Source organism: Candidatus Woesearchaeota archaeon (genome assembly GCA_027858315.1).
Taxonomy (GTDB): domain Archaea; phylum Nanobdellota; class Nanobdellia; order Woesearchaeales; family UBA583; genus UBA583.
The window spans coordinates 1-20,801 of record JAQICV010000064.1 but is presented as its reverse complement, the minus strand read 5'-3'; the positions used below and the strand labels follow the sequence as shown (position 1 = coordinate 20,801).

The 20,801-nt window shown below is 26.3% G+C and carries 22 protein-coding genes and 1 tRNA gene; 8 read left to right on the top strand and 15 right to left on the bottom strand.

Translation table 11 applies throughout. The features are described 5' to 3' along the window. Nucleotides 1–5 precede the first annotated feature (5 nt). From PF569_05805 to PF569_05790, 4 genes are all read right to left on the bottom strand, one after another. Nucleotides 6–1,475 (bottom strand): hypothetical protein, encoded by a 1,470-nt coding sequence (locus PF569_05805; protein ID MDA3855750.1) that lies wholly within the window; start codon nucleotides 1,473–1,475, stop codon nucleotides 6–8. Then, nucleotides 1,459–2,415: a transcription initiation factor IIB gene (locus PF569_05800; GenBank protein ID MDA3855749.1), complete on the bottom strand. Its 957-nt coding sequence runs from the start codon at nucleotides 2,413–2,415 to the stop codon at nucleotides 1,459–1,461. Before PF569_05800 ends, PF569_05805 begins: the two co-directional genes overlap by 17 nt. 125 nt (nucleotides 2,416–2,540) lie before the next feature. Continuing rightward, complete coding sequence (locus PF569_05795) at nucleotides 2,541–2,741, bottom strand: NFYB/HAP3 family transcription factor subunit (protein MDA3855748.1); 201 nt, start codon at nucleotides 2,739–2,741, stop codon at nucleotides 2,541–2,543. 67 nt (nucleotides 2,742–2,808) lie between these two features. Further along, nucleotides 2,809–3,039, bottom strand: a complete 231-nt coding sequence (locus PF569_05790; protein ID MDA3855747.1) for an NFYB/HAP3 family transcription factor subunit — start codon at nucleotides 3,037–3,039, stop codon at nucleotides 2,809–2,811. Nucleotides 3,040–3,180: 141 nt separating this feature from the next. Here PF569_05790 and PF569_05785 point away from each other — a divergent pair. Beyond that, nucleotides 3,181–3,253: transfer RNA gene (locus tag PF569_05785), tRNA-Trp, on the top strand. 56 nt (nucleotides 3,254–3,309) lie between these two features. Continuing rightward, complete coding sequence (locus PF569_05780; protein MDA3855746.1) at nucleotides 3,310–3,603, top strand: hypothetical protein; 294 nt, start codon at nucleotides 3,310–3,312, stop codon at nucleotides 3,601–3,603. Between the two features lie 14 nt (nucleotides 3,604–3,617). On the opposite strand, the gene cyaB is transcribed toward PF569_05780, so the two are convergent. From cyaB to PF569_05760, 4 genes are all read right to left on the bottom strand, one after another. Next, the gene (cyaB, locus tag PF569_05775; protein MDA3855745.1) at nucleotides 3,618–4,211 is read right to left on the bottom strand and encodes a class IV adenylate cyclase; all 594 of its coding nucleotides are present in this window, start codon (nucleotides 4,209–4,211) and stop codon (nucleotides 3,618–3,620) included. A gap of 1 nt (nucleotide 4,212) precedes the next feature. Continuing rightward, on the bottom strand, nucleotides 4,213–5,154 hold the full coding sequence (map, locus tag PF569_05770; protein MDA3855744.1) for a type II methionyl aminopeptidase: 942 nt from the start codon (nucleotides 5,152–5,154) through the stop codon (nucleotides 4,213–4,215). Between the two features lie 56 nt (nucleotides 5,155–5,210). Continuing rightward, nucleotides 5,211–5,507, bottom strand: coding sequence for a hypothetical protein (locus tag PF569_05765; GenBank protein MDA3855743.1), 297 nt, complete (start codon nucleotides 5,505–5,507; stop codon nucleotides 5,211–5,213). A gap of 65 nt (nucleotides 5,508–5,572) precedes the next feature. Further along, complete coding sequence (locus PF569_05760; GenBank protein ID MDA3855742.1) at nucleotides 5,573–6,115, bottom strand: uL15 family ribosomal protein; 543 nt, start codon at nucleotides 6,113–6,115, stop codon at nucleotides 5,573–5,575. Nucleotides 6,116–6,249: 134 nt separating this feature from the next. On the opposite strand from PF569_05760, the gene PF569_05755 reads away from it, so the two are divergent. Then, nucleotides 6,250–8,334, top strand: a complete 2,085-nt coding sequence (locus PF569_05755; protein ID MDA3855741.1) for an acetate--CoA ligase family protein — start codon at nucleotides 6,250–6,252, stop codon at nucleotides 8,332–8,334. A 6-nt stretch (nucleotides 8,335–8,340) separates the two neighbouring features. Here PF569_05755 and PF569_05750 read toward each other — a convergent pair whose 3' ends face one another. From PF569_05750 to gatA, 3 genes are all read right to left on the bottom strand, one after another. Beyond that, complete coding sequence (locus PF569_05750; protein ID MDA3855740.1) at nucleotides 8,341–10,080, bottom strand: hypothetical protein; 1,740 nt, start codon at nucleotides 10,078–10,080, stop codon at nucleotides 8,341–8,343. Nucleotides 10,081–10,160: 80 nt separating this feature from the next. Then, a complete protein-coding gene (locus PF569_05745; protein ID MDA3855739.1) occupies nucleotides 10,161–10,823 on the bottom strand; it encodes a DUF4105 domain-containing protein in 663 nt (220 codons plus the stop codon). A gap of 215 nt (nucleotides 10,824–11,038) precedes the next feature. Continuing rightward, nucleotides 11,039–12,424, bottom strand: a complete 1,386-nt coding sequence (gatA, locus tag PF569_05740; protein MDA3855738.1) for an Asp-tRNA(Asn)/Glu-tRNA(Gln) amidotransferase subunit GatA — start codon at nucleotides 12,422–12,424, stop codon at nucleotides 11,039–11,041. Between the two features lie 460 nt (nucleotides 12,425–12,884). Between gatA and PF569_05735 the strand changes: the two genes are divergently transcribed. Beyond that, complete coding sequence (locus PF569_05735) at nucleotides 12,885–15,188, top strand: hypothetical protein (protein MDA3855737.1); 2,304 nt, start codon at nucleotides 12,885–12,887, stop codon at nucleotides 15,186–15,188. On the opposite strand, the gene PF569_05730 is transcribed toward PF569_05735, so the two are convergent. Then, nucleotides 15,171–15,740 carry a hypothetical protein gene (locus PF569_05730; protein ID MDA3855736.1) on the bottom strand — a complete coding sequence of 190 codons (570 nt, stop codon included), beginning with the start codon at nucleotides 15,738–15,740 and terminating at the stop codon, nucleotides 15,171–15,173. The two genes, PF569_05735 and PF569_05730, sit on opposite strands and share 18 nt — an antisense overlap. Before the next feature lie 136 nt (nucleotides 15,741–15,876). Between PF569_05730 and PF569_05725 the strand changes: the two genes are divergently transcribed. From PF569_05725 to PF569_05715, 3 genes are all read left to right on the top strand, one after another. After that, on the top strand, nucleotides 15,877–16,671 hold the full coding sequence (locus PF569_05725) for a ParA family protein (protein ID MDA3855735.1): 795 nt from the start codon (nucleotides 15,877–15,879) through the stop codon (nucleotides 16,669–16,671). Nucleotides 16,672–16,734: 63 nt separating this feature from the next. Continuing rightward, nucleotides 16,735–17,154: a hypothetical protein gene (locus PF569_05720; GenBank protein MDA3855734.1), complete on the top strand. Its 420-nt coding sequence runs from the start codon at nucleotides 16,735–16,737 to the stop codon at nucleotides 17,152–17,154. Between the two features lie 66 nt (nucleotides 17,155–17,220). After that, nucleotides 17,221–17,940: an NUDIX domain-containing protein gene (locus PF569_05715; protein MDA3855733.1), complete on the top strand. Its 720-nt coding sequence runs from the start codon at nucleotides 17,221–17,223 to the stop codon at nucleotides 17,938–17,940. A gap of 6 nt (nucleotides 17,941–17,946) precedes the next feature. Here PF569_05715 and PF569_05710 read toward each other — a convergent pair whose 3' ends face one another. Next, nucleotides 17,947–18,582 (bottom strand): hypothetical protein, encoded by a 636-nt coding sequence (locus PF569_05710; protein ID MDA3855732.1) that lies wholly within the window; start codon nucleotides 18,580–18,582, stop codon nucleotides 17,947–17,949. Between the two features lie 84 nt (nucleotides 18,583–18,666). Next, the gene (locus PF569_05705; protein MDA3855731.1) at nucleotides 18,667–19,161 is read right to left on the bottom strand and encodes a hypothetical protein; all 495 of its coding nucleotides are present in this window, start codon (nucleotides 19,159–19,161) and stop codon (nucleotides 18,667–18,669) included. Between the two features lie 85 nt (nucleotides 19,162–19,246). Here PF569_05705 and PF569_05700 point away from each other — a divergent pair, with 85 nt between their 5' ends. Beyond that, a complete protein-coding gene (locus tag PF569_05700) occupies nucleotides 19,247–19,915 on the top strand; it encodes a ThiF family adenylyltransferase (GenBank protein MDA3855730.1) in 669 nt (222 codons plus the stop codon). A 5-nt stretch (nucleotides 19,916–19,920) separates the two neighbouring features. On the opposite strand, the gene PF569_05695 is transcribed toward PF569_05700, so the two are convergent. Next, on the bottom strand, nucleotides 19,921–20,703 hold the full coding sequence (locus PF569_05695) for a S1 RNA-binding domain-containing protein (protein MDA3855729.1): 783 nt from the start codon (nucleotides 20,701–20,703) through the stop codon (nucleotides 19,921–19,923). Nucleotides 20,704–20,801: the final 98 nt, after the last annotated feature.

The following is a 20,801-nucleotide window of genomic DNA, read 5'->3' as shown; positions in this document are numbered from 1 at the left end:
TTAATTTATCCTTTAATTATTGGAAAAGATTTAGTGTACCTTCTAATTTTTCCTTTTGATTTTACTTCAATTTCTAAATCTGGAATTTTAATATCTCCTAAAATTCCTCTTGAATTAATTACTGCAAATCCTAATATTCTTGAATCATCTTTTTCAAATTTTTTGAAATCCCAAATTAGTTTGTATTGATTTTTTCCTTTAAGTACATGATTTGGCTCAGTTAATAAGAATGTGTTATCTTTCACATTTAAATATCCTGGCATTCTAAATACTATACTTAGATCATCAATCATTTGTTCTTTTATATTTTCAAAACCAATTCTAATTTTCATAGATTTTACTCCTTCATGATTTACTTTTTTAATTTCATAAATTTTAGTTTCAACATCAATAGGGTTTGAATTTTTTCGAATATAAATATAAATTGATAAAATGATTATTACAAATAATATTACATAAATTGGTAAATAATTAAACCAGAAAACTATGTCTTTAGTTTCACCTTTTTCAATACCAATATTTATTTGAGCTTTTCCATCTACTCTTTCTTCTTCAAGATTTGAGGTGAAGAATAAGTAATTAAATAAATTTACATTAATAGATTTTTGATATTCTTGGTCGATGTTACCTAAATTTGTAACTGTAGTTGTATAAGTATTTTTGAAAAAACCTTTTTTGCTAGTTTCTTCTATGTCTAATTGTGTATATTCAGAAACAATTATATCTTTTTCTTGAATCCATTCCCATACTAATCCATTTTCTTTTTTTAGACGAATTGTAATTTCAACTAAAATAGGACCAGGTGAGATTGTGTTTTCAATTGTTTGTTCATAAATTTTGTAATGTTCTGAGGCACTAAATGTGTCTTCGAATACTTCTTCTTTGTCTGCATATTTTAATACAACTTGAATAGTTTGCGCAGAAGCAACATTTTCTCCTTTGATTGAAAATTTAAGTGGTTGTTTTGGTGAAATTTTTTGAGTTGCAATTTCAATTTTATATTCTTCAGCAGTATTTTTTCTCTCAACAACCAAATTATAATTAAAAGATACATTCTCATTTTTTCCTAAAATTGTAAATAAAAAGTTAGTATTTCCTTCATAATTATCTTTTTGTATGATTTTTAATAAATCTGGACTTACAACACTTTTACCATAATCAAAATTTGCATTAGCAATGATTTTTAGTGAAATAATTTGTTTTTCATTTGAATCCAAAACTAGATTTTCTTCAGAGATTTCAATATCCCATCCTTCTATTGTTGGTTTTAGTATTTGAATTGATTGTTTAGAATTCAAATTGTTTGAAACTTCTAATTCGAATGTTTGTACAATATCATCATTAAATACATTTCCCTTTAAGGAATCAATGTCTACTGTTAAATCTCCATTTTGATTATATGTTGCAGCAAAACTTGAAGTAAATAATGCAATAAATAATACAAAAATAAATCCTAATTTATAATCCACTTTCATTGTCTTCTTCCTTCTCCTTATTTTTTGCTTTGATTTTTTTAATTTCGTCTTCAAGATTTAATTTAGTAATTATTTCTTTGTATCTATTTCTAATTGTAACTTCAGTTACTCCAGAAACTTCAGATATGTCTCTTTGTGTTCTTCTTTCTCCTTCTAAAAGTCCGGCAATATATAGAGCTGCTGCTGCAATTCCAATTGGTCCTCTTCCAGAAGTTAGTTCTAACGAGAGTGCTTGTGATAAAATCTCGATTCCTCTTGATTGCGTTTCAGGACTATAGTTTAGAACTGATGCAAATCTTGAAATATAATCTACTGGATTTGATGGTAGAATCTTAATTTTTAATTCTCTTGTAACATATCTATATGATCTTCCAATTTCTTTTTTGTCAATTCCTGATGCTTCAGAAATCTCATCTAAGGTTCTTGGAATGTTTTGTCTTCTACATGCTGCATAAATTACTCCTGCAACAACACTCTCAATACTTCTTCCCCTAACCAAATTTTTTTGAACAGCTTCAGTATAAATTTTACCTGCTTCTTCTTCAATTGAAGTTGGTAGATTTAAGTAAGATGATAATCTTCTTAATTCCCCTAGAGCAATTTTAAGATTTTTTTCCATTACAGTAGATAACCTTTTTTGCCATCTCTTTAATCTTTGTAGTTTGTATCTTTGTTTTTTGTCTAACGAATAAGTATCACTCTCAGAACCAATTGCAGTTCCCATACCTAAGTCGTATTTTGTATATGAAGTTGGAGCTCCAGATCTTCTCATTTCAGAATCATCGTCTTCTTCAAAATCTCTCCATTCTTTTCCAAGAGAAATATTTTTATTATCAATCACTAATCCGCATGTTCTACAGACAATTTCTCCTCTATCTTTGTTGTGGTATAAGTTAGTTCCACCACAGTCAGGACATTTTTTTATATGTTCATCAACCATTTTGTTCCTTTTTATGCACTTTTTAGAAAACTTTTTAAACCTTTATATAAAATGACCTATATTGACTTTATAAAGTTTATTAATATCTTTAAAGTAATTATATAAAAATAATTGATTTTTAGAGACTACTCTTTAGCAATTAATAGATCTCCAGAATTAATTGTTTTTCTTCCTGAATGTGAAGCAATTTTTGATGCTTTTTGAGATAAGTCGTAGAGATAATTTTCCAAGATTTTCTTTAATTCTTCTTTTGCATCATCTGAAACTCTTTCGGCTCCTTTTTCTTTCATTAATCTCTCTAGTGCTAAAATTGGTAGTCCTTTCATTCTCAAAAATCCCCTCTTGGTGATTTTTGGACGAAATTAAAATTTATTTCATAAATTGTTTCTTTCATCATAATTCACCCTTTACTTGATTGTATGCAAGATTTATATCTTTACTTTTTACAGTTTTTCTTTTAGAATGTTCTGTAATTAATGCTGCTTTTTTTATGATTTTTTCAGTTACTTCTTCGAGTATCTGCGCAGCTGTTTCTTTTGCATCTTTTGAGACCCTTTTTCCTGTTGAGTCTTGAATTAGCTTCCCAATTGGAGCAAAAGGCAATATATTTTCTCTTTTTGCCATAATATTAACTATTTTGATTTGGATTTAAAAATATTTGTAGTCATAAATAAGGAATTTTACAAATCAAAAACAATGAAAATGTTTCAAGAAATTAAAAAACTTTAAAAGGAAGTTAAGATTTGAATTATTACTAGTTCTTGTGGGGACGTAGTATAACCTGGCAGAATGGCCGCCTCCAGAGCGGCAGATGGGGGTTCAAATCCTTCCGTCCTCACTTCTTATTTTGAATTTTCAACAAACCTTATATACTTTTACAGAATATTAATTTTTATGAATAAGGAAGAATTTATTAAAGAATTAATAGAAAGAGGCGAAGAAGTTAGCTTCTATTCACTCGCTTCCAACCTTACAACTTGTAGAATGAACTCTCAAATATTTGGTGACAAACAGAAATTTAGACAATTAGAACAAGAGTTAATGATAAAGACAGAAGAAAAGTTTCCGGGAGCATTAACTTTTGATTGTCTATATTTTATATCTGAAGAATTTGATGGGAAACAAATAATACCTGGAAACATAAAAGAATTATATGTAAAATGTTTAGTATATACTCATAGCATTTGAAAAATAAAAATCAATTACATGATTTCTTTGTAATTGATTTTGTGTTCGTTTGTTGGAGTTTCTACAGGTTTGCTGTGTAGAGCTCTTCTTTCATCGTATTTTCTTTTTGCTGCAAGTATTTCTCTGATGTAGACTCTTCCGATATTTTCAGCATCAATGCCTAATTTTTCAATGTATTCTTCTACTATTTCGTAGCTATCTCCTTCAATTTCTAAGATTGGAGGCATTCCTAAGTATTCATCAATGTCAAACTTTACTTCAAGTAATTTGTATTCAGTTCTATATTTGTTTAATTCAAATATTTTAATGAAACCTAATTCGTTTAAGATTTTGTGCATAATTTTACCATTACTTAATTTTACACCAATTTCATCCCTACCAGTAATATTTTGAATGGATTTCTTTTTTCCTTTAAGGTTCAAAAAGATGTATCTTCCTTTTTGCCTAATTCTTAAAGCTTTTCCTTGCTTTGATAATTTTCTATCTGGAGTGTCAAATCTAAAATCAATAACTTTACCTGTAAAATTCTTTTGACCTCCTAATTTTTCAATTTTCTCGATAATATCTTTTTTATTGATATTTCTAATTTTAATTTCAATTTCTTCCATTTTATAATCTCGTTAAAACGATTTTTTTATCTTTATCAAAAACTACGCTATCTTCAAACTGTGTAATTATACTTCCATCATTTGATACCAAACAGTCATATTCGTACAATATACCATGATCTTTTAAAATTTTTACAGCGTAATTTACTTTTCTTAAATCAAAACCTTTTTCCTTGCCTTTAATATTTGGATTAATTTTTGTTATAACATCTTTTAGTAACCATCTTTTTGAAAATGGTAGTTCAGGAAAATTTTCCTTAATATAAATTAATACTTTTTTAGCGATAGGATCTCTAATAGGTTTGTCTTTTGCTAAATGCATATGATTTGAAGAACCAATTGATTTTACTTTTGGTTCTCCTTTTGTAAAAAAAGGTTCAATTGCAAATTCACAATCTTCTTTAATTTTACTATTATTTAAATTCCCATAATTTGGAATACTTAAGCCACAGTGTAAATCATTTTTGCCAATTTGGTGTCCAGAGAGATTATGAATTGTATTAAATCCATTTTTTTTAGCAATTTCATTAACCGCTTTTCCAATCTCATGTAAACTTACTCCGACATTTATTAATTCAACTGCTTTATTTAGTGCTTCTAAGTTTGCTTGCATTAATTTCTCATATTTATTATCTTCAATTTCGAGTGTTATTGCATTATCTGTTATAAAACCTTCATGAGTAACCCCAAAATCAATTTTTACAACATCTCCTTTTTTTAATAAAATATCTTCATTAAAAACAGTATAGTGGGCAGCAATTTCATTGATTGATACTCCACAGGGGAAAGCAGGCATGTAACCAGCTTTAAATATCTCAGATTCTACAAAATCTATTAATTCTGTTATACTAGTTCCAACTTTAGGAATAGTTGATACTCTTTTTCTTAAATCGTGAGTAAATTTACCCAATTCTTTAAGAATATCTATATCTAGTTCGCCCATAATTTATACTTATTTTAGTTTATATATAAATCTTTTTTTTATTTGAGTAAGAAAAATTAAATTTTTGGAATTTCAAAGACTAGAAAACTTTTATCTAAACAATCAATTTTTTTACAACGAATGTTCTCACTTGGTTGAATTTCATCCCTATATTCTTTAGGAATTAGTATATATTTTGTGGATTCTCTTTTGCCTCTTTTTACTATTCTAGTATTTGATGCAAGATTATTTTCAGAAAAAATTTGAATATTTTCTAAATTTCCTTTTAGTCTTATAGACTCTCCTAAATTAACTTCAAGATTTAAGATTATTTTATTATCGTTTAAATTTTTTAGACCAATGATTTTGCCCATAAGGTCTTATTATAGAAACTTTTTATAAAAATTCTTTATTATTCAAGAAAAATGAAAAGGATATTTTACTCTTCAGAAGGTGTTTTTTCAATTTTGTCTTCTGCAGGAAGAATAACTTTTCCACCTGCTTCTTCTACTCTTTGTTTTGCAATTTCTGAAATTTGATCAACAATGATAGTTACTTTTTTAGAAAATTTACCTCTTCCTAAAATTTTATCGTATCCCGCACTTGTTGCATCAAATACAAATTCAGTTTTTTCTTTTAAGATTAAACCAGTATCAACCATTTTATCAAAATTAGTTTCAATGTAATTTAATGATAAAACATCATTAGTAACTTTATGGAGTGATTTGAATCCTTTTTTACCAAAATGCATGTAGTTTTTAGCTAGAGATTTTAATGTAACTCCTTTTTGAGCAGATACAATTTTTAAAAAACTACTCGCTCCACTAAGAACTGCAGATTTTCTTTGATCTCCTCTTGCACCAGTACCAGCGAGTCCTTTTCCACCTCTATGTCCTGCTCCTCTATGTTTTTTCTTGTGTCCCCAACCGTGACCACTTGAGCCTCTTTGTCTGGATATTTTTGTTCTTTTTTTAATTAACATCTTAAATTCTCCTCGAAATTGATTCGTATTATACTAATAAAAACGCAAATCTGTTTATAAAAGTTAGTATCTTTAAAAAAAACCACTTTCAAATTACAATAGAATTTTTTATTAAACTAGGAGTGTTTTATTTTATGATTCAAAAAGTTTTAAATGTAAATTCTGATAAAAGTTTAGATAAACTCTTTTATCCTAAATCTATTGCAGTTATTGGTGCTTCTAATGATGTTAGTAAAATTGGAGGATTTATTTTTTCTAATATTAAAAAGTTGTCCGGACTTAATATTTATCCTATTAGTGTTAAATTTGAAAAAATACAAGAAGTTAGAGCATATACTAATATTATAGAAATTAAATCTAGTGTTGATTTAGCAATTATTGCAATTCCTAAAGATTATGTTATTAATTCTTTGAAAGATTGTATCAAAGCTAATATTAAAAATGTAGTTATTATTTCTGCAGGATTTAAAGAAACTGGAGAAGAGGGAAGAATTAGAGAAGAGAAAATTAAAAAAATTGTTTTAGAAAATGAGATTAATTTAGTTGGACCTAATTGTTTGGGAATTTTAAATTCAGATATTGGATTAAATTGTTCTTTTGCAAAAGATATTCCGAAAAATGGTGATGTTGCACTTATCTCCCAGAGTGGAGCAGTTATTGATGCAATTATCGATTGGAGTTTTAAACAAAACATAGGATTTTCCAAAATTATTAGTTTAGGAAATATGGCTGGAGTTAATGAACTCTCAATTCTTAAGTATTTAAAAGATGATAAAAAAACTAAAGCTATAGTTTTTTACATGGAAACGCTTGAGAACGGGAAAGAATTTCAAAAAGTTTTGCGAGAAGTTTCAAAGACTAAACCAGTAATTATTATTAAGCCAGGAAATTCTGATTCTGCAAAAGCTGCAATTGGGTCACATACTGGAAGTTTGGCTCAAGATAATATTTTAGTTAAAACTGCAATTAATGAGAGTAATGGTATTTTAGTTAATACACTTAATGAATTGTTTAATACTTTAATTGGTTTGAAAACAAATTTGCCTGTGAATAATAAACTAATTATTTTAACAAACGCTGGAGGTCCAGGAGTTATTGCTACAGATTTTGCAGTAGAGAATAATTTAGAATTGTATAAATTATCTAATGAACAAAAAGTTAAATTTGATTTCTTACCTAAGGAAGGTTCACTTAATAATCCTATTGATATTTTAGGTGATGCAAAATCAGATAGATACACTAGTGCTTTAGAAGAGATTGAAAAAATTAAAGATGTTTCAAATATTTTAATTTTATTAACTCCGCAGATGATGACGGACTCACTTGAAATTGCAAAAAATATTGCTAAGATCTCAAAGAAGAGTAAGAAAACTATTTATGTTTCTTTTTTGGGTTCTAAAGAAATTTTTGAAGCTACTAAATATTTTGATGATAATGGAGTTGCAAGTTTTTTTACTCCTTCTGATGTAATTAAGAGTATGAAAAAATTATTAGATTATAATTGCTTTGAGTATATTAATAAGAATGCCAAATATAAATTTTCTAATACCAAAGTAAAAGAGGTTAATAAAATTTTAGAGAATAAGAAGGGACTTTTAGATTTTGAATTAACGAAAAAGATTATGGATATTTTAAAAATTAATCTTCCTGAAAAAATAGTTTTTAAAGATATAGATGAAGTTCTTTCCACTAAGATAAGTTCAAATAAAAAATTTATTTTAAAAGTTGATTCTAAGTCTGCAATTCATAAAATTGATTTGGGTGGAGTAGAATTTAATATTGATTCTGAAAATTTTAAAGATAGAACAATTGAGATGTTTGATAAAATTTCAAAAAAAATAAAAGATTTCACAATTACCTTAGAAGAAGAAGTTAAAGGATTTGAAACCATTATTGGTTTGAAGTCTGAGGATAATTTAGGTAATTTTATTATGTTTGGAATGGGAGGAACATATGTTAGTTTGTTTAATGATGTGAATTTTGCAACTTGTCCTTTGACTAAAACCTCTTCAGAAGCACTTGTTAAGAGTTCTAGAGCTTACAAGGGATTAAATGGATTCAGGGGGACAAGGCCAATTCACTTCGAACATCTTTATGAGATATTAATTAGAATTTCTTATTTACAAGAAACATTTCCTTTGATTAAAGAAGTAGATTTAAATCCAGTTATTTGTAGCGATAAAGGGATTTATTTGGTAGATGTTAAATTAATCGTTTAAAATTGATTACCAAAGCACAATAAATACAATTACAATAAGAGAAAGAGCTAAAAATACATAAAATATCGAAGATTTTTTCGTGTTTGATCTATCTGAAGTGTAAATTGTTATATTTTCTTCAATATTTAAATCAGGTTTTGAAGTTAATATAGAGTCTTGACTTTTTTCAATGGACATGTATTGGATAGAGTTGGAATTGTAAGTGTCAAAAATAGTTGAATTTATTTTTTTCTTATTAGAATTTTGGATAATAGAATAGGTGAAATTTTGAGATAGATAGTTGTAAGTTTTTAGACCTAGTTTCTTGTATTTACAATACAGTTTTAAATTGAAATTTTTCTCTTTTGTTTCTTTGAGTTTAGTATCATTTATTTCTAAAAAATATGACGAACTTTTATTTGACGAGAGATTTAATACAGTTGAAACTTTTGTTCGGATGTTATTTACATAACAAAGGACAGATAAATTTTGAGAGATATTTGCAATATTGAAATGTAGTTTGGAATTGTTGATAGAGAATATTTGTAATTTTGGAGAATATGCTAAAGATTTTTTAGCAGGCATAATATTTTGAGAATTATTTCTTAGAAAGTTAAATTCTTTTTTCAAATCAAGTCCTTCAATTACTAGAGTGTTGTTGTAATTAAATTCTTTAAATTCTATTAAACCTTTTATTTTTGAGTATTTCTCTAATTCAAAACTACTTATTTTTTCTTTATTCAAATAAAAATATATTGTTCTCTTTTGGCTGTTTCCTTTGTAAATCTCATACTTTAACACATTTGTTGAACCATTTAAAAAGTCTAGTTCATTTAAAATAATAATGTAGGATTGAGATATTTTATTTTGATTATCGTTGCTAGAAGATGAACTTGAAGAAGATTTTTCCTCAGAATTTGTAGTTATAGGATTTTTATTGTAATAAGTTATTAATTTTGAATCGTTTAAAATACAGTTTAAAAAATATAGATTTGATTTAATGAAATATAGTTCTGTTTGTGAATTTGGAGTGTAGGTTTTCATATCAAGATTTGTCGTGTTTCTTTTATTTTTTACAATATTTCCCAAATACGATTCTATCCAATATTCTATTTGAAAATCCGAAATATTTGTTTCAAATTCAAATTCAATTTTATCAAATGTTAAATTTTTATAAGGAATTATTTTAAATGAAAAATTACATGAAGAAATATTTGTAGTTATATTTTGTATAGATTCATTTGTAATATTAATGTTTGAGTTTACTGGTAAACTTAAATTCTGAGATAACTCCCCAGGAGAAGAATTTGCTATAAAATAATCTTTCGAAGAGGAATTGTAATTTAGAGTTTGATTTTCTTCAAATTCATATTCTTGATTGTTTGGCCAGATTAAATTTAGAGTAGAATTTAGAGTTATTGTAAAATTTTCTCCTGAATCTTTTAGACCATAATAACCAAGTCCAGATTTTTGAGTTTCATAGATTGTTGCATTTATTTGTGAAATGTCATATCCATCTAAGAAATCATCACCAACGATTAAGTAAATGTTTGAATCTTTGTTGTTAATTAGTTTTAAAGTATTCGCCTTATCAATGCCGCCATCATCATAAAACAGTTTTTCTGAGAAGTTTAGATAGTTTGAAGAGTAAATCTCAACGAATTCAGGTTTTAAAAATGAGATTTCATTGATGTATAATTCTTCTGAAGCATTAATTGCTTTTCCAAACAAAATTATTGTTAAAAAAACAATGATTATCTTTTTCATATTTCACTTAAAAATCTATTATTTAAGTAGTTTGATTTGAAAATTTGTCCCAAAAATTAAATTGTGGATAAAAAATAGGATTATTTTATCTCTTTTCTAATATTTGTTGAAAAATCTTTAGAGTTTGCGTTTGCTAAAGCTAAGTCATTAATTTTGTAATACTGTTTTGCATCATCAAAACTTAAACTAGTATTAATTAAACCAATATCATAAATTAATTTACCCGAATAACCAGGAAATAAGACATAATAAGAGTATTTTATCTTTCCTTTGGTAATGTTGTCTACATGGTCTAAAATATTTGTTGTGCATGTGTTTGTTAAAGTATTGTAATATTCAAGATTTTCTTTTAATTGATTTGTCCTATTTATCATATCTAGGAATAATAATTGTAAACTTTCTTTTGTGATTTTTACAGGATACAAGTAAACACTATCATTACGATAGTTTGTTCTTAATTTAATTAAATCTTTTTCATCGTCAATTACATATACTAATTCAAAATTTCTAAATAATCCTTTTAGTGGAGAGAATGATTCATTTTTTTCTTTCCGAATTTCAACTGAGATTGAAAGGTAAGTTTCATTTTCAAATTTAAAAGATAGGAATGTGTGTGCTAGACCTTCAAATGATGAAAATGGTTCTACAATGTAGTCCAGTCCTTCAAGTTTATCTATGTCATAAGTTTGATTATAATAAGAAGTAGTGTAGTCTTTAGTTGTTTTATATGTGAAATTTCTAATATTGTAAATCTGAATTAAATTGTCATTAATTTTTGCATAGGATAGAGTTTTTTGATCTTCAGACCAATCTCGATTATTTGAAGGAGTTTTTAGAGATAAAGAAATAATGCCAATTAAGAGTATTGTAATTAAGATTATAAAAAATATTTTCTTTTTTTTTTCATAAAAAGTCTAAAAAATAAGATTTTATAAGGTTTTTTAATTTCTTAAGAATTTTAATTCAAAGATTCAAGTAAGTATAATCCTTTGAATAAATTGTCTTCTTTAAATTTGTCTGCAAGAATTTGAATTCCAACTGAGACTTTATCTCCTTCATCTTCAATTTTATCTTTAGATACAACTCCTCCACAAATTCCAGCAAGATTGGCAGGAATTGTGAAAGCATCGTATGCGTACATGTCCTCAATAGATAGTTTTGTTTCAAATTTGTGAGGAAGCGTAGGAGTTACTGGAGTTATAATGAAATCTACTTCTTTGAATACTCTTTCAAATTCTTTTGCAATTATCTCTTTTACTTTTAGAGATTTTTTATAGTAAGCCCCATCATATTCTGACCTTGAGATCTCTTTTCCTCCCAAGATTCTCCTTAGAACTTCAGGACCACAAGTATCTTCAATTTTTTTACCAAATTTAATTCCATCAAATTTCCTTGTTCCAGAGTAAAATTCAGTGTATACAATTGGATAGTACGCTTGAATTGCTAAATCAATATTTTTAATATCAACTTCTATGATTTCATGGCCTAGTTTTTTTAAGGATTCAATTTTGTCATCAATTAAATCTTGAATTCCCTTATCTTTTACCAAATTCTTAAAGGTTTTAATCACTCCAATTTTATATTTGCTCTCAGATTTAGAGTTTACAAAGTCTTGAACGGGCAAATCTACTGTTGTTGAGTCGTTTTCACTAAAACCTGCAATTTCTTTTAGTACTAAAGCTGAACCATACACTTCTTTTGAAAATGGACCGATTTGATCTAAACTCATCGATAAATCTACTAAACCATATCTTGATACTCTACCATAACTTGGCTTTATTCCAATGATTCCGCAATGAGATGCTGGATTTCTAATACTTCCACCCGTATCTGAACCAAATGCAATGTCACACATATCAGCTGCAACTGCTGCAGCAGAACCTGAGGAAGAGCCACCAGGAATCCTGTTTGGAGAAGAAGGATTAATAGTATTACCAAAAGCTGAGTTCTCTCCAGAAGATCCTGATGCAAATTCATCATTATTGGTGATTCCTATAATAATTCCATCCGCGTTTAGGATTTTTTCGATGATTTCTGCATTAAAAGTGCCCTTATAGTTCTCAAGAGTCTTAGAAGCACAAGAAATAGTTAATCCTTTAACTGATATATTTGATTTTACTGCAAATGTTAAACCAAAAAGAGTTCCTAAATTACCTTTATTTTTTAATTTAGAGTCTAATTCTTCTGCTTTTTTCAATGCATCTTTATTAATTTCAAGAAAAATGTTGTATTTTTCATTATTTTTTTCAATGTTTGCTAAGAAATTGCTAACATTTTTGACACATGAAAGCTTTCCAGACCTTAAATCCTTTAATTTCTTACAAATATCTTCATTAAATACCATATGAATATAATTTCTAAATACTATATAAAGTTTATTCTTTTGTTTGTTTTTCAAATAATTTGAAATCATTAAATATATACATGTTTAGAGGACCAACGACAACTAAATAATAAACAAAAAAAACTAAAACAAACAAACGCGAACAAATATGTTTTATTTGGAGAAATAAAGGAAAAATAAGACTTAAAACTTTCAATAATCAATATAAATGACTAGAAATCAATAATTAACTTTAAAATTGTTAAAAAAGTTAGAAATAATCTCAAAAATAAGATTTAAAGACAATAAAACAAACAAATATGAAAAATTAGAAAAATATACTAATTAATAATATTTTTGAGTAAAAATAGAGCTTTAATCAATAAAAAGAGATATTAATGAACGCGTTTGTTTATTAGTAAACATATATGTTTAAATACAAATTGAAAACTAATTTAAATGTGAAAGAATTAATCAAATTATGGATAAATTTCTATATCAAATAGAAAAGAAAGAAACTGAAGAGAATATCGAATTAAATTTTTTTTATGTAAATGAACAAAAACAGACCATTTATGAAAAAAACACCCTAGAATACACAATTTATATGAAAAAGAACGATTTTGAAGCTCTTAACATCAAAAGCGATAAGATTATTCTAGCAAATGACCAATTAAAAAACAAAAATACAGACAAAGTGCTAAAAATTGAAGTTAAAGACAAAGAATTGTACGAATTTATACTTTCTGAGTCTAGAAACAACAAATATGAGACATATGAGCAAGATTTGATTACAGAACATCAATATCTAATAGAAAATGAAGTCAAAATCTCAAATTTAAGTAAGAAAACTAACATTTTAAAGTATCTGTGTTTAGACATTGAAACTATTAGGGAGGGCGAAGAAGACATAATCATTATGATTAGTACATATTCTCCAGATAATTCTAAATCAAATAAAGTTTTCGTGAATGCTCAAGAAATAGATGAAAAACACCTAAAATCCATTGAAAAGACCAAATTTGAAGGTTTTAAGGTAGAATTGTTAGAAAATGAAGCAGAAATTTTAGAGAAATTTAAAAATGAAGTTGTTGTTTTTGAACCTCAAGTTATGATAGGATGGAATGTTATAGATTTTGATTTTAGAGTAATTAAGGAGCGAATGAAGCTGTATTCAATAGATTTCAAATTTTCAAAATATGGCCAGGAGAGTAAATTAAAGATAAATAAAGACTTTTTTAAAGACAGTACAATGGTTTGTTCAGGAATTCTTGTTTGGGACGCCATACAAATTTTGAAGTCTAATTTTATTGCTTTTGAAGATTATAAGTTAGATACCGTTGCTAAAGAGGCTTTAAAGGATGAAAAGATTGATTTAAATGATGAAAATGCAGATAATGATGACGATGATGACAAATTAGAACAAATTAGAAAGCTTTTGAATTCGAACCCCATTAAGTTAATTGAATACAATTTTAAGGATTCTGTGCTTGTTTCTAAGATTGTTGAGAAATTAAAACTCTTTGATCTTATGACTCAAAGATCCATTATTACAAATACTCCTCTTCAAAAAGTAAAATCCCCCATTGCAACTTTAGACATTATGTACCTTAAAGAATTGCATAAAAAAGGATTTGTTGCGCCTTCAAATTTTAATTATACTACTTCTTCACCAATTGAGGGCGCCTATGTTGTTAGCCCTGTGCAAGGATTTTATGATGATGTGTATGTTTTAGATTTTAAATCGCTTTATCCTTCAATTATTATGACATTTAATATTGACCCTTTCACCTATGATGAAAATGGACAAATTGAAGCCCCTAATGGCGCTAAATTCATTAAAAATAAAGGAGTTTTGCCTGAATTGATATTAAGATTGTATAAAGAAAGAGATATTGCGAAAAAGGAAAAAGATGAGGTTAAGAGTTTTGCACTTAAGACCACTATGAATTCGTTTTATGGTGCTGTTGCTAGTCCTAAGTCTAGATTGTACAATAAAGATGTTGGTGAGGCAATTACATCTTTTGCAAGATTTATTATTAAAAAAGCTAAGAAATTTGTTGAGGATAGAGGAGACCAAGTTATTTATGGAGATACTGATTCGATTTTTGTTAAGTTATCTGGTAAACTGGGTTTACTTGATGAAAAGATTAGTACGGGAAGAGATTTAGAGAAAGATTTGAATGAATATTTTAAGAAATGGGTTGAAGAAGAGTTTGGACAAGAAAATTTTTTAAATATTGAATTTGAGAAATTTTATTCGAATTTTTTTATTGCATCAAAAAAGAGGTATGTGGGATTTGATGAATTTAAGAAAGATTACGATTATGTGGGAATTGAAGCAATTAGAGGTGATTGGACAAATCTTGCTAAAAAATTTCAAATTAGTTTAATTGATAAAATATTTTCAAAGGTTAGCAATGAAGATATTAAAAAATTTATTCTTGAAGAAGTTGATAAGCTTAAGAAAGGAGAGTATGATGAAGATTTAGTTTACAAAAAAAAGACTACTAAACCCCTGTATCAATATACAAAAATGACTCCACCTCATGTTAAAGCTGCAAGAGAGCTTCCTAAATTTAACAAGAGATTGGTAGAGTATATTATGACGAAAAATGGACCTAAACATATCAAATTGATTGATGAAAAAACTCAATATGATTATGAACATTATGTTGAGAAGCAGTTAAAAGGCGTTTCAGATGATTTATTAGAAAATTTAGATATAGATTTTGATGAAGTTGTAAAAAGCAAATCTCAGAAAAGCTTAAATAGGTTCTTTTGAAGGGAAAGATAATGAATTAGGCGTTTTTTCATATTTTAATATAGAATCTAAAACTTCATTGCCATAATCTAGAGAATATTTTTGCTTTAAATATCCTATTTCATTTTTCAAATGTTTTTTCTGAGGATATGTTAGTAAATTTTGTGTTCCTAAATAAGATAAAAAACCTACTGTAAGAGATGATAAAAACATAGACTCTTGAGATTGATTTTTTAAAAAACACATTGTCCCGAATAATGAGATTATACTAAAAGCTAAAGAAATAGGGATTGTAGGACCAATTAAATTGCAATATTTTTTTAAACACTCAAATTCTTCTTCTGCTTTGTATAGGGGTTGCAAGTAATCAATAAAGTTTTCAGTCATAGAAGAATTATTTGTACCAATCAGATCTGATTTATCACTTAATAAAATTTTATAATTAGAACTTGAGTGTTTAAATAATGACCAAGTTTGTTTGATATCAGGAATTTTAGAGATTTGTGAAAAATCAGAATTTATTATTTTTTGTTCTAAATTTTGTTTTGAAGTTTTTAATCTCATGAATACCATTAATAAAATCGTATTTTTTTAATTTAAATAAGTTTCTAGTCATTTAGTAAACCAAGTTTACCAAGATTACTTAAAATCTGAAATTACTAGAGTAGAATTACTAGAATTTAAAAACCAAACTTTGATTCTTTAATGTATGACTAAAGTAATTACTGTGAAAGTATCAAAAGGAGGAGTTGGAAAGACCACTATTTCTTCGAATTTAGCATATTTACTCTCAGAGAAAGGATTTAGAGTTTTACTTATTGATTTAGATTCTCAAGCTAATTTGACAAAGAGTTTTATTAAAGAAATTGATGAGGATAAATTTACCAGTTCTAATCTTTTAGGTGATGATGATTTTGATTTAAATTATGCTAAATACAGTATTAAAGATAATTTAGATATTATTGGGGCTGATTCTGGACTTTATGAGGTTTCAAGATATTTAGAGAGTATTAAAAATTACCATTTGAAGTTAAAAGAAAAATTTGAAGATAAAAATTTTAGTAATTATGATTATATTGTATTGGACTTATCTCCAGGAGTTTCTGATACTTTAACAGATATTTCTCTTGTGGCATCTGATCTTCTCATTTGTCCTACTCATTTTGATGTTGATTCTCTAACAGGACTTATCCACACTATTAATGATATATCAAGACTTGATGAACTTAAAATTTTAACTAAAGAACTTAATTATTTAATTGTTCCAAATAGATATGATTTGAGATTTAAAGTCGATAATCAAGCAATTATTGATATGTTGTATGAAAATATCGAAGAAGAGTTTATTGCAACACCAATTAGAGAGAATTCGCACATTAAAAAGGCAAGAATGAGAGGTATTACTGCAATTGAATATGAAAGTGCACCGGAGAAGAAATATGAACACAAAAAAGCCACAGAAGATTTTGAAGAACTTTTAGTTAAGGTTTCAAAATTGATTTGAGATTTTCAAGTTTACTGGTAAACCATTAAAAAAATTTATAAATAATTCTTATGAAATTAAATTATGAGTAATGAAATTATTAATCCATTTAAACAAGTTAAAAAGACAGATTGGTCAAAGAAGAGTAATGAGAGATTGAACAATTTAAAGACGAATAAAGTTGTTGAAAAAACTAAGTTTACTGGTAAACCTAGTTTAGGAAAATTAGAAAAACCTCTTGAAAAAGAAAAGATTCAAAGAATTGCTAAATCATTTAAAATCTATCCTGGAGATATTGGAAGAGATTTTGATAAGAGAATTAACAAAATGCAAGTTCATTTTGATGATTTAGATTTTGATAAAGATTATGTGGATTCAGGCAAGTATTTGATGTTTATTATGGCTTTTGCAGAAAAATATAAATTATACGAATTATACGAAGATATTAATGATAGGAGCGATTTAGATATTTCTAAGAGTAAATTGACTAAACATTTCAATTAAATTAAATATTTCTTTGTCAAATTTATTTGAGAAGAAATTTATATAGTTCAAAGGTTTTTTAAAATTATGAATGAAGAAAATAACATCCAAAAAGAAATTCTTAGAAAGTTTATGTACAATAAGAAACTTAAATATGGAGAAATATGGGACAAGAAAATGTGTTCTTCTTCAAATTTTGATTATCATTTAAAAAATTTAGTTGGAGAAGGTATTCTAAAAAAAGAAGAAGATTACTATGTTTTAACAACTAAAGGCTTTAATTTAGTGACTTCAATTGATGGTGTTGAGATTAAAACTAAAGGAAAACCTCTTGTTTGTAGTTTTGTTATAGGATATAAAGATGGTAGAGTTCTTTTAAATACAAGAAAAAAACAACCTTTTTTAGGTTATTTGAATATTCCTGGAGGAAAAGTAGAACTTGGAGTCTCAAAAATAAAACAAGCAGAGATTGAATTTTTGGAGGAGACAGGATTTTTAGCCAAAGATTTGAAATTAAAATGCGTTACAGAAAAAATCAGTCTTGAAGAAGATACTAATGAAGTTGCCCATCACATTATAGGATATTTTTATATTTGTAGGGAGTTTGAAGGTGAATTACTAAAAGATACAAGGGAAGGAGATAATTTTTGGATAGAAGTTGATAAAATTGTAGATTATAAAAGATTTGTTGATATTGATCCAATTATTAAGCATTCAATAGAAGGAGAAAGTATTAAACATTATGAAATTAATAGAATTCTAAGGAATGGAGAGATCATTAAAACCAATATTAAAGAATTGATTTGATTTATTTTAAGATTTTTTCATGAAATCCCTATATGATTTGTATTCTTCTACGGTATTAGATTTTTGAATAGAATTTATTTCTTCTAACATATCTTCTTTATTTACTTGTGGAACTAATTTTAAATACAGTGAATTAATGGTGTCTTCATCAAATATCCCTACATCCTCACATCTATAAGTAAATCTTCCTATCTCTTTTGAACTTTCATAATTACCTTTAATGTTGAATCTTTTAAGCCAATTAATTGTTTCTCTTGATAAATAGCCATTTCCAACTACATATACTGCTTTTTTTCCATTAAAAAAATTATCTTTGTCAATGTCATAGATGTATAACAAATAATTCGTAAATTCATCAATTAATTCTTCATATTTTAAGTTTAATTTGTATTCAAAATAATCCTTATCTTGTTTTTCTATATAATCTTTGAAGGTTTCTACAAATTTTATGTCAATTTCTAAGATTTTACCACAATATATGTCTTTCTTCTTTGAATACTTACCCCTATCTTTAGTTGCAGTACCATCTCCTAATTTAGAAGGTTTTCGTTTTAGAGTTCGCTTATCTCTTACATACTCAGATTCCCTAATGTATAGGTATCCTCTGCTTTGTTTAAAATTGGTAAATTTCTCTCTAAACATTTTATAAAAAATAATATGATTTATCCTTTATATATTTTTGTCCTCCTGAATATAAAAACTAGAAAAATAAGATATTTAATGGTTTTAAGCTACATCTAAAACCTTTTTAAGTATTAATGAATTAATGATTGAGAATACAATATAAGTTCCTAACCAACCAAACATAGTAAATCCTAAAAAATTGAAAAATTCACCAAATGGTCCATAATATTGTCTTAATATACCGATTAAGAATAGCATTGGAAGCATTGTTATGATCATTATTTTTGGGTTCATTGTGTGTTTCATATTTTCCAAATTTTTTTTCATCATTGCTTGTTGGATTTTTTGAGCCTTCTTTGGATCTTTTATCATAAGTTCTCTGTGTTCTTTACGCAAATCTTTCATTTCTACTTTTAGAGCTCTAATCTTTGTTTGATCTGACATATATTTGTTAACTAGTGTAATAAATGAAGAAGTCAATAGAGTTATTAGGTAAATATCCAAAATTGGCGAAGAAGTCACAGGTAGAGTTGAACCAAATAATTCGGGTATTTTTTGAATTGTTTGATTTATAGTCTCATTAATTGTTTCATTCATATATTTTTTAATAAAGACATATTTATAAATCTTATTTACACAATTTGTAGGTGATTTTTTAAATTAGAAAATATAATTATAGTTTATGAGATATACTAGACAAAATAAAATTGATTTTTTGCCAGATAATTTTAATGAAATAATTAAAGATAAAAAAATCGTAATTGTTGGTTGTGGTGGTATAGGCTCCCCACTAGCAGTACTTTTAGTAAAAGGGGGATTTTTGAATTTAACTTTAATTGATAATGATAAAATTGAAGAAATAAATATACAAAGACAAATTTATAATGATATAGATATTGAAGAGTTTAAAGTTGAATGTTTAAAAAAATACCTTATTTTAGCAAACCCTTATTCAAATATTACAATTTATAACGAATATTTAAATGGTCTAAATATATCTAAGATGTGTAATGGGTCCGATTTAATTATTGATGCGAGCGATAATTTTGAAACAAGGAGAATCATTAATAATTTTTGTGAAAAAAATTCTAAAGATTGGATTTACAATGGCGCAATTAAAACTGAGATTATTAGTTGTATTTTTAAAGGAAAAGATAAAAAATTTGAAAAAGTTTTTCCAAATAGTGTAGAAGATAAAAAATGCGCAGAATTTGGAATTTTAGGTTCTACTACATTTGCATCTGCTTCTTTAGCATATAATCATGTTTTAAAATATTTCTTATATGAAGAAAATAATAAATTAATTAAAATTGATTTGTGGAAAAATAAGATTTATGAAATTAAATATTAAAAAAATTAATGCTCTTTAATAATTAAATCAAGATTGTTTTCTTTTGCTTCTTTTTCTAAATTTTCTCTAAATTTATCATACAATATGTTTGCAGACTTCATATCATCATGTGTAATTACAATTTCATATTTTCCTGCCGCAGTATAAGTAATTTGGAATTTTTCATAATTTAGTGGTTCTAAAGAATTTGTTATAGATTTTTTAATTAATTCTACTCCATTAATCATTTTTGAAGATAAAACAAACTTTTCTTTAAATATTACTTCTTCAGGTTTAATTCTATCATTAATAATTTTTATGAAGCTTTCTTTTTCAACATCTTTTAATTCGTTAAATATTGAAACTTTAGTATTATCAAGCATTACTTCGTATAAAGCTTCAAATACTGTACCATAGGTATCAAAAATTACTGCATAAGTTCTTTCAAATAAATCTTCTTTAGTAGTATTTGTTTCTTTTGCAACATCTACATAAATTCTCTCAGAATATTCTTCTTTTTTAATTTCTTCTAATTTCTTTTTCATTACAGGTAAAGGAACTCTTCTTAGAGATACATCAATCCTTCTTCCTTTTGCATCTATCCTTAAAACTTTACATATTATAGTTTTATTTTCAACTACATACTCCCTTAAATTTCTAATTCTTCCAGGCGCGATTTCAGATATTGTTAGAACTCCTTCTTTTTCATATTCAATTAAATCTACAAATGTTGTATTTCCATAAATTTTTTTAACATTACATAGAACAATTTCATTAGGTTCTGGATATCCATCTTTTGTGTATAACATATATAATAGTAATTAATTCTTTTTTAAAAAGGTTTGGAGTTATAAATATTTATAAAATTAAGATTTTTATTGGTGTTTATTCATAATTTATATTTTTC

Coding starts and splice junctions, on each gene's coding strand:
- PF569_05805 (MDA3855750.1), bottom strand. CDS start 1,475: ATGAAAGTGGATTATAAATTAGGATTTATTTTTGTATTATTTATTGCA.
- PF569_05800 (MDA3855749.1), bottom strand. CDS start 2,415: ATGGTTGATGAACATATAAAAAAATGTCCTGACTGTGGTGGAACTAAC.
- PF569_05795 (MDA3855748.1), bottom strand. CDS start 2,741: ATGAAAGGACTACCAATTTTAGCACTAGAGAGATTAATGAAAGAAAAA.
- PF569_05790 (MDA3855747.1), bottom strand. CDS start 3,039: ATGGCAAAAAGAGAAAATATATTGCCTTTTGCTCCAATTGGGAAGCTA.
- PF569_05780 (MDA3855746.1), top strand. CDS start 3,310: ATGAATAAGGAAGAATTTATTAAAGAATTAATAGAAAGAGGCGAAGAA.
- cyaB (MDA3855745.1), bottom strand. CDS start 4,211: ATGGAAGAAATTGAAATTAAAATTAGAAATATCAATAAAAAAGATATT.
- map (MDA3855744.1), bottom strand. CDS start 5,154: ATGGGCGAACTAGATATAGATATTCTTAAAGAATTGGGTAAATTTACT.
- PF569_05765 (MDA3855743.1), bottom strand. CDS start 5,507: ATGGGCAAAATCATTGGTCTAAAAAATTTAAACGATAATAAAATAATC.
- PF569_05760 (MDA3855742.1), bottom strand. CDS start 6,115: ATGTTAATTAAAAAAAGAACAAAAATATCCAGACAAAGAGGCTCAAGT.
- PF569_05755 (MDA3855741.1), top strand. CDS start 6,250: ATGATTCAAAAAGTTTTAAATGTAAATTCTGATAAAAGTTTAGATAAA.
- PF569_05750 (MDA3855740.1), bottom strand. CDS start 10,080: ATGAAAAAGATAATCATTGTTTTTTTAACAATAATTTTGTTTGGAAAA.
- gatA (MDA3855738.1), bottom strand. CDS start 12,424: ATGGTATTTAATGAAGATATTTGTAAGAAATTAAAGGATTTAAGGTCT.
- PF569_05735 (MDA3855737.1), top strand. CDS start 12,885: ATGGATAAATTTCTATATCAAATAGAAAAGAAAGAAACTGAAGAGAAT.
- PF569_05730 (MDA3855736.1), bottom strand. CDS start 15,740: ATGGTATTCATGAGATTAAAAACTTCAAAACAAAATTTAGAACAAAAA.
- PF569_05725 (MDA3855735.1), top strand. CDS start 15,877: ATGACTAAAGTAATTACTGTGAAAGTATCAAAAGGAGGAGTTGGAAAG.
- PF569_05720 (MDA3855734.1), top strand. CDS start 16,735: ATGAGTAATGAAATTATTAATCCATTTAAACAAGTTAAAAAGACAGAT.
- PF569_05715 (MDA3855733.1), top strand. CDS start 17,221: ATGAATGAAGAAAATAACATCCAAAAAGAAATTCTTAGAAAGTTTATG.
- PF569_05710 (MDA3855732.1), bottom strand. CDS start 18,582: ATGTTTAGAGAGAAATTTACCAATTTTAAACAAAGCAGAGGATACCTA.
- PF569_05705 (MDA3855731.1), bottom strand. CDS start 19,161: ATGAATGAAACAATTAATGAGACTATAAATCAAACAATTCAAAAAATA.
- PF569_05700 (MDA3855730.1), top strand. CDS start 19,247: ATGAGATATACTAGACAAAATAAAATTGATTTTTTGCCAGATAATTTT.
- PF569_05695 (MDA3855729.1), bottom strand. CDS start 20,703: ATGTTATACACAAAAGATGGATATCCAGAACCTAATGAAATTGTTCTA.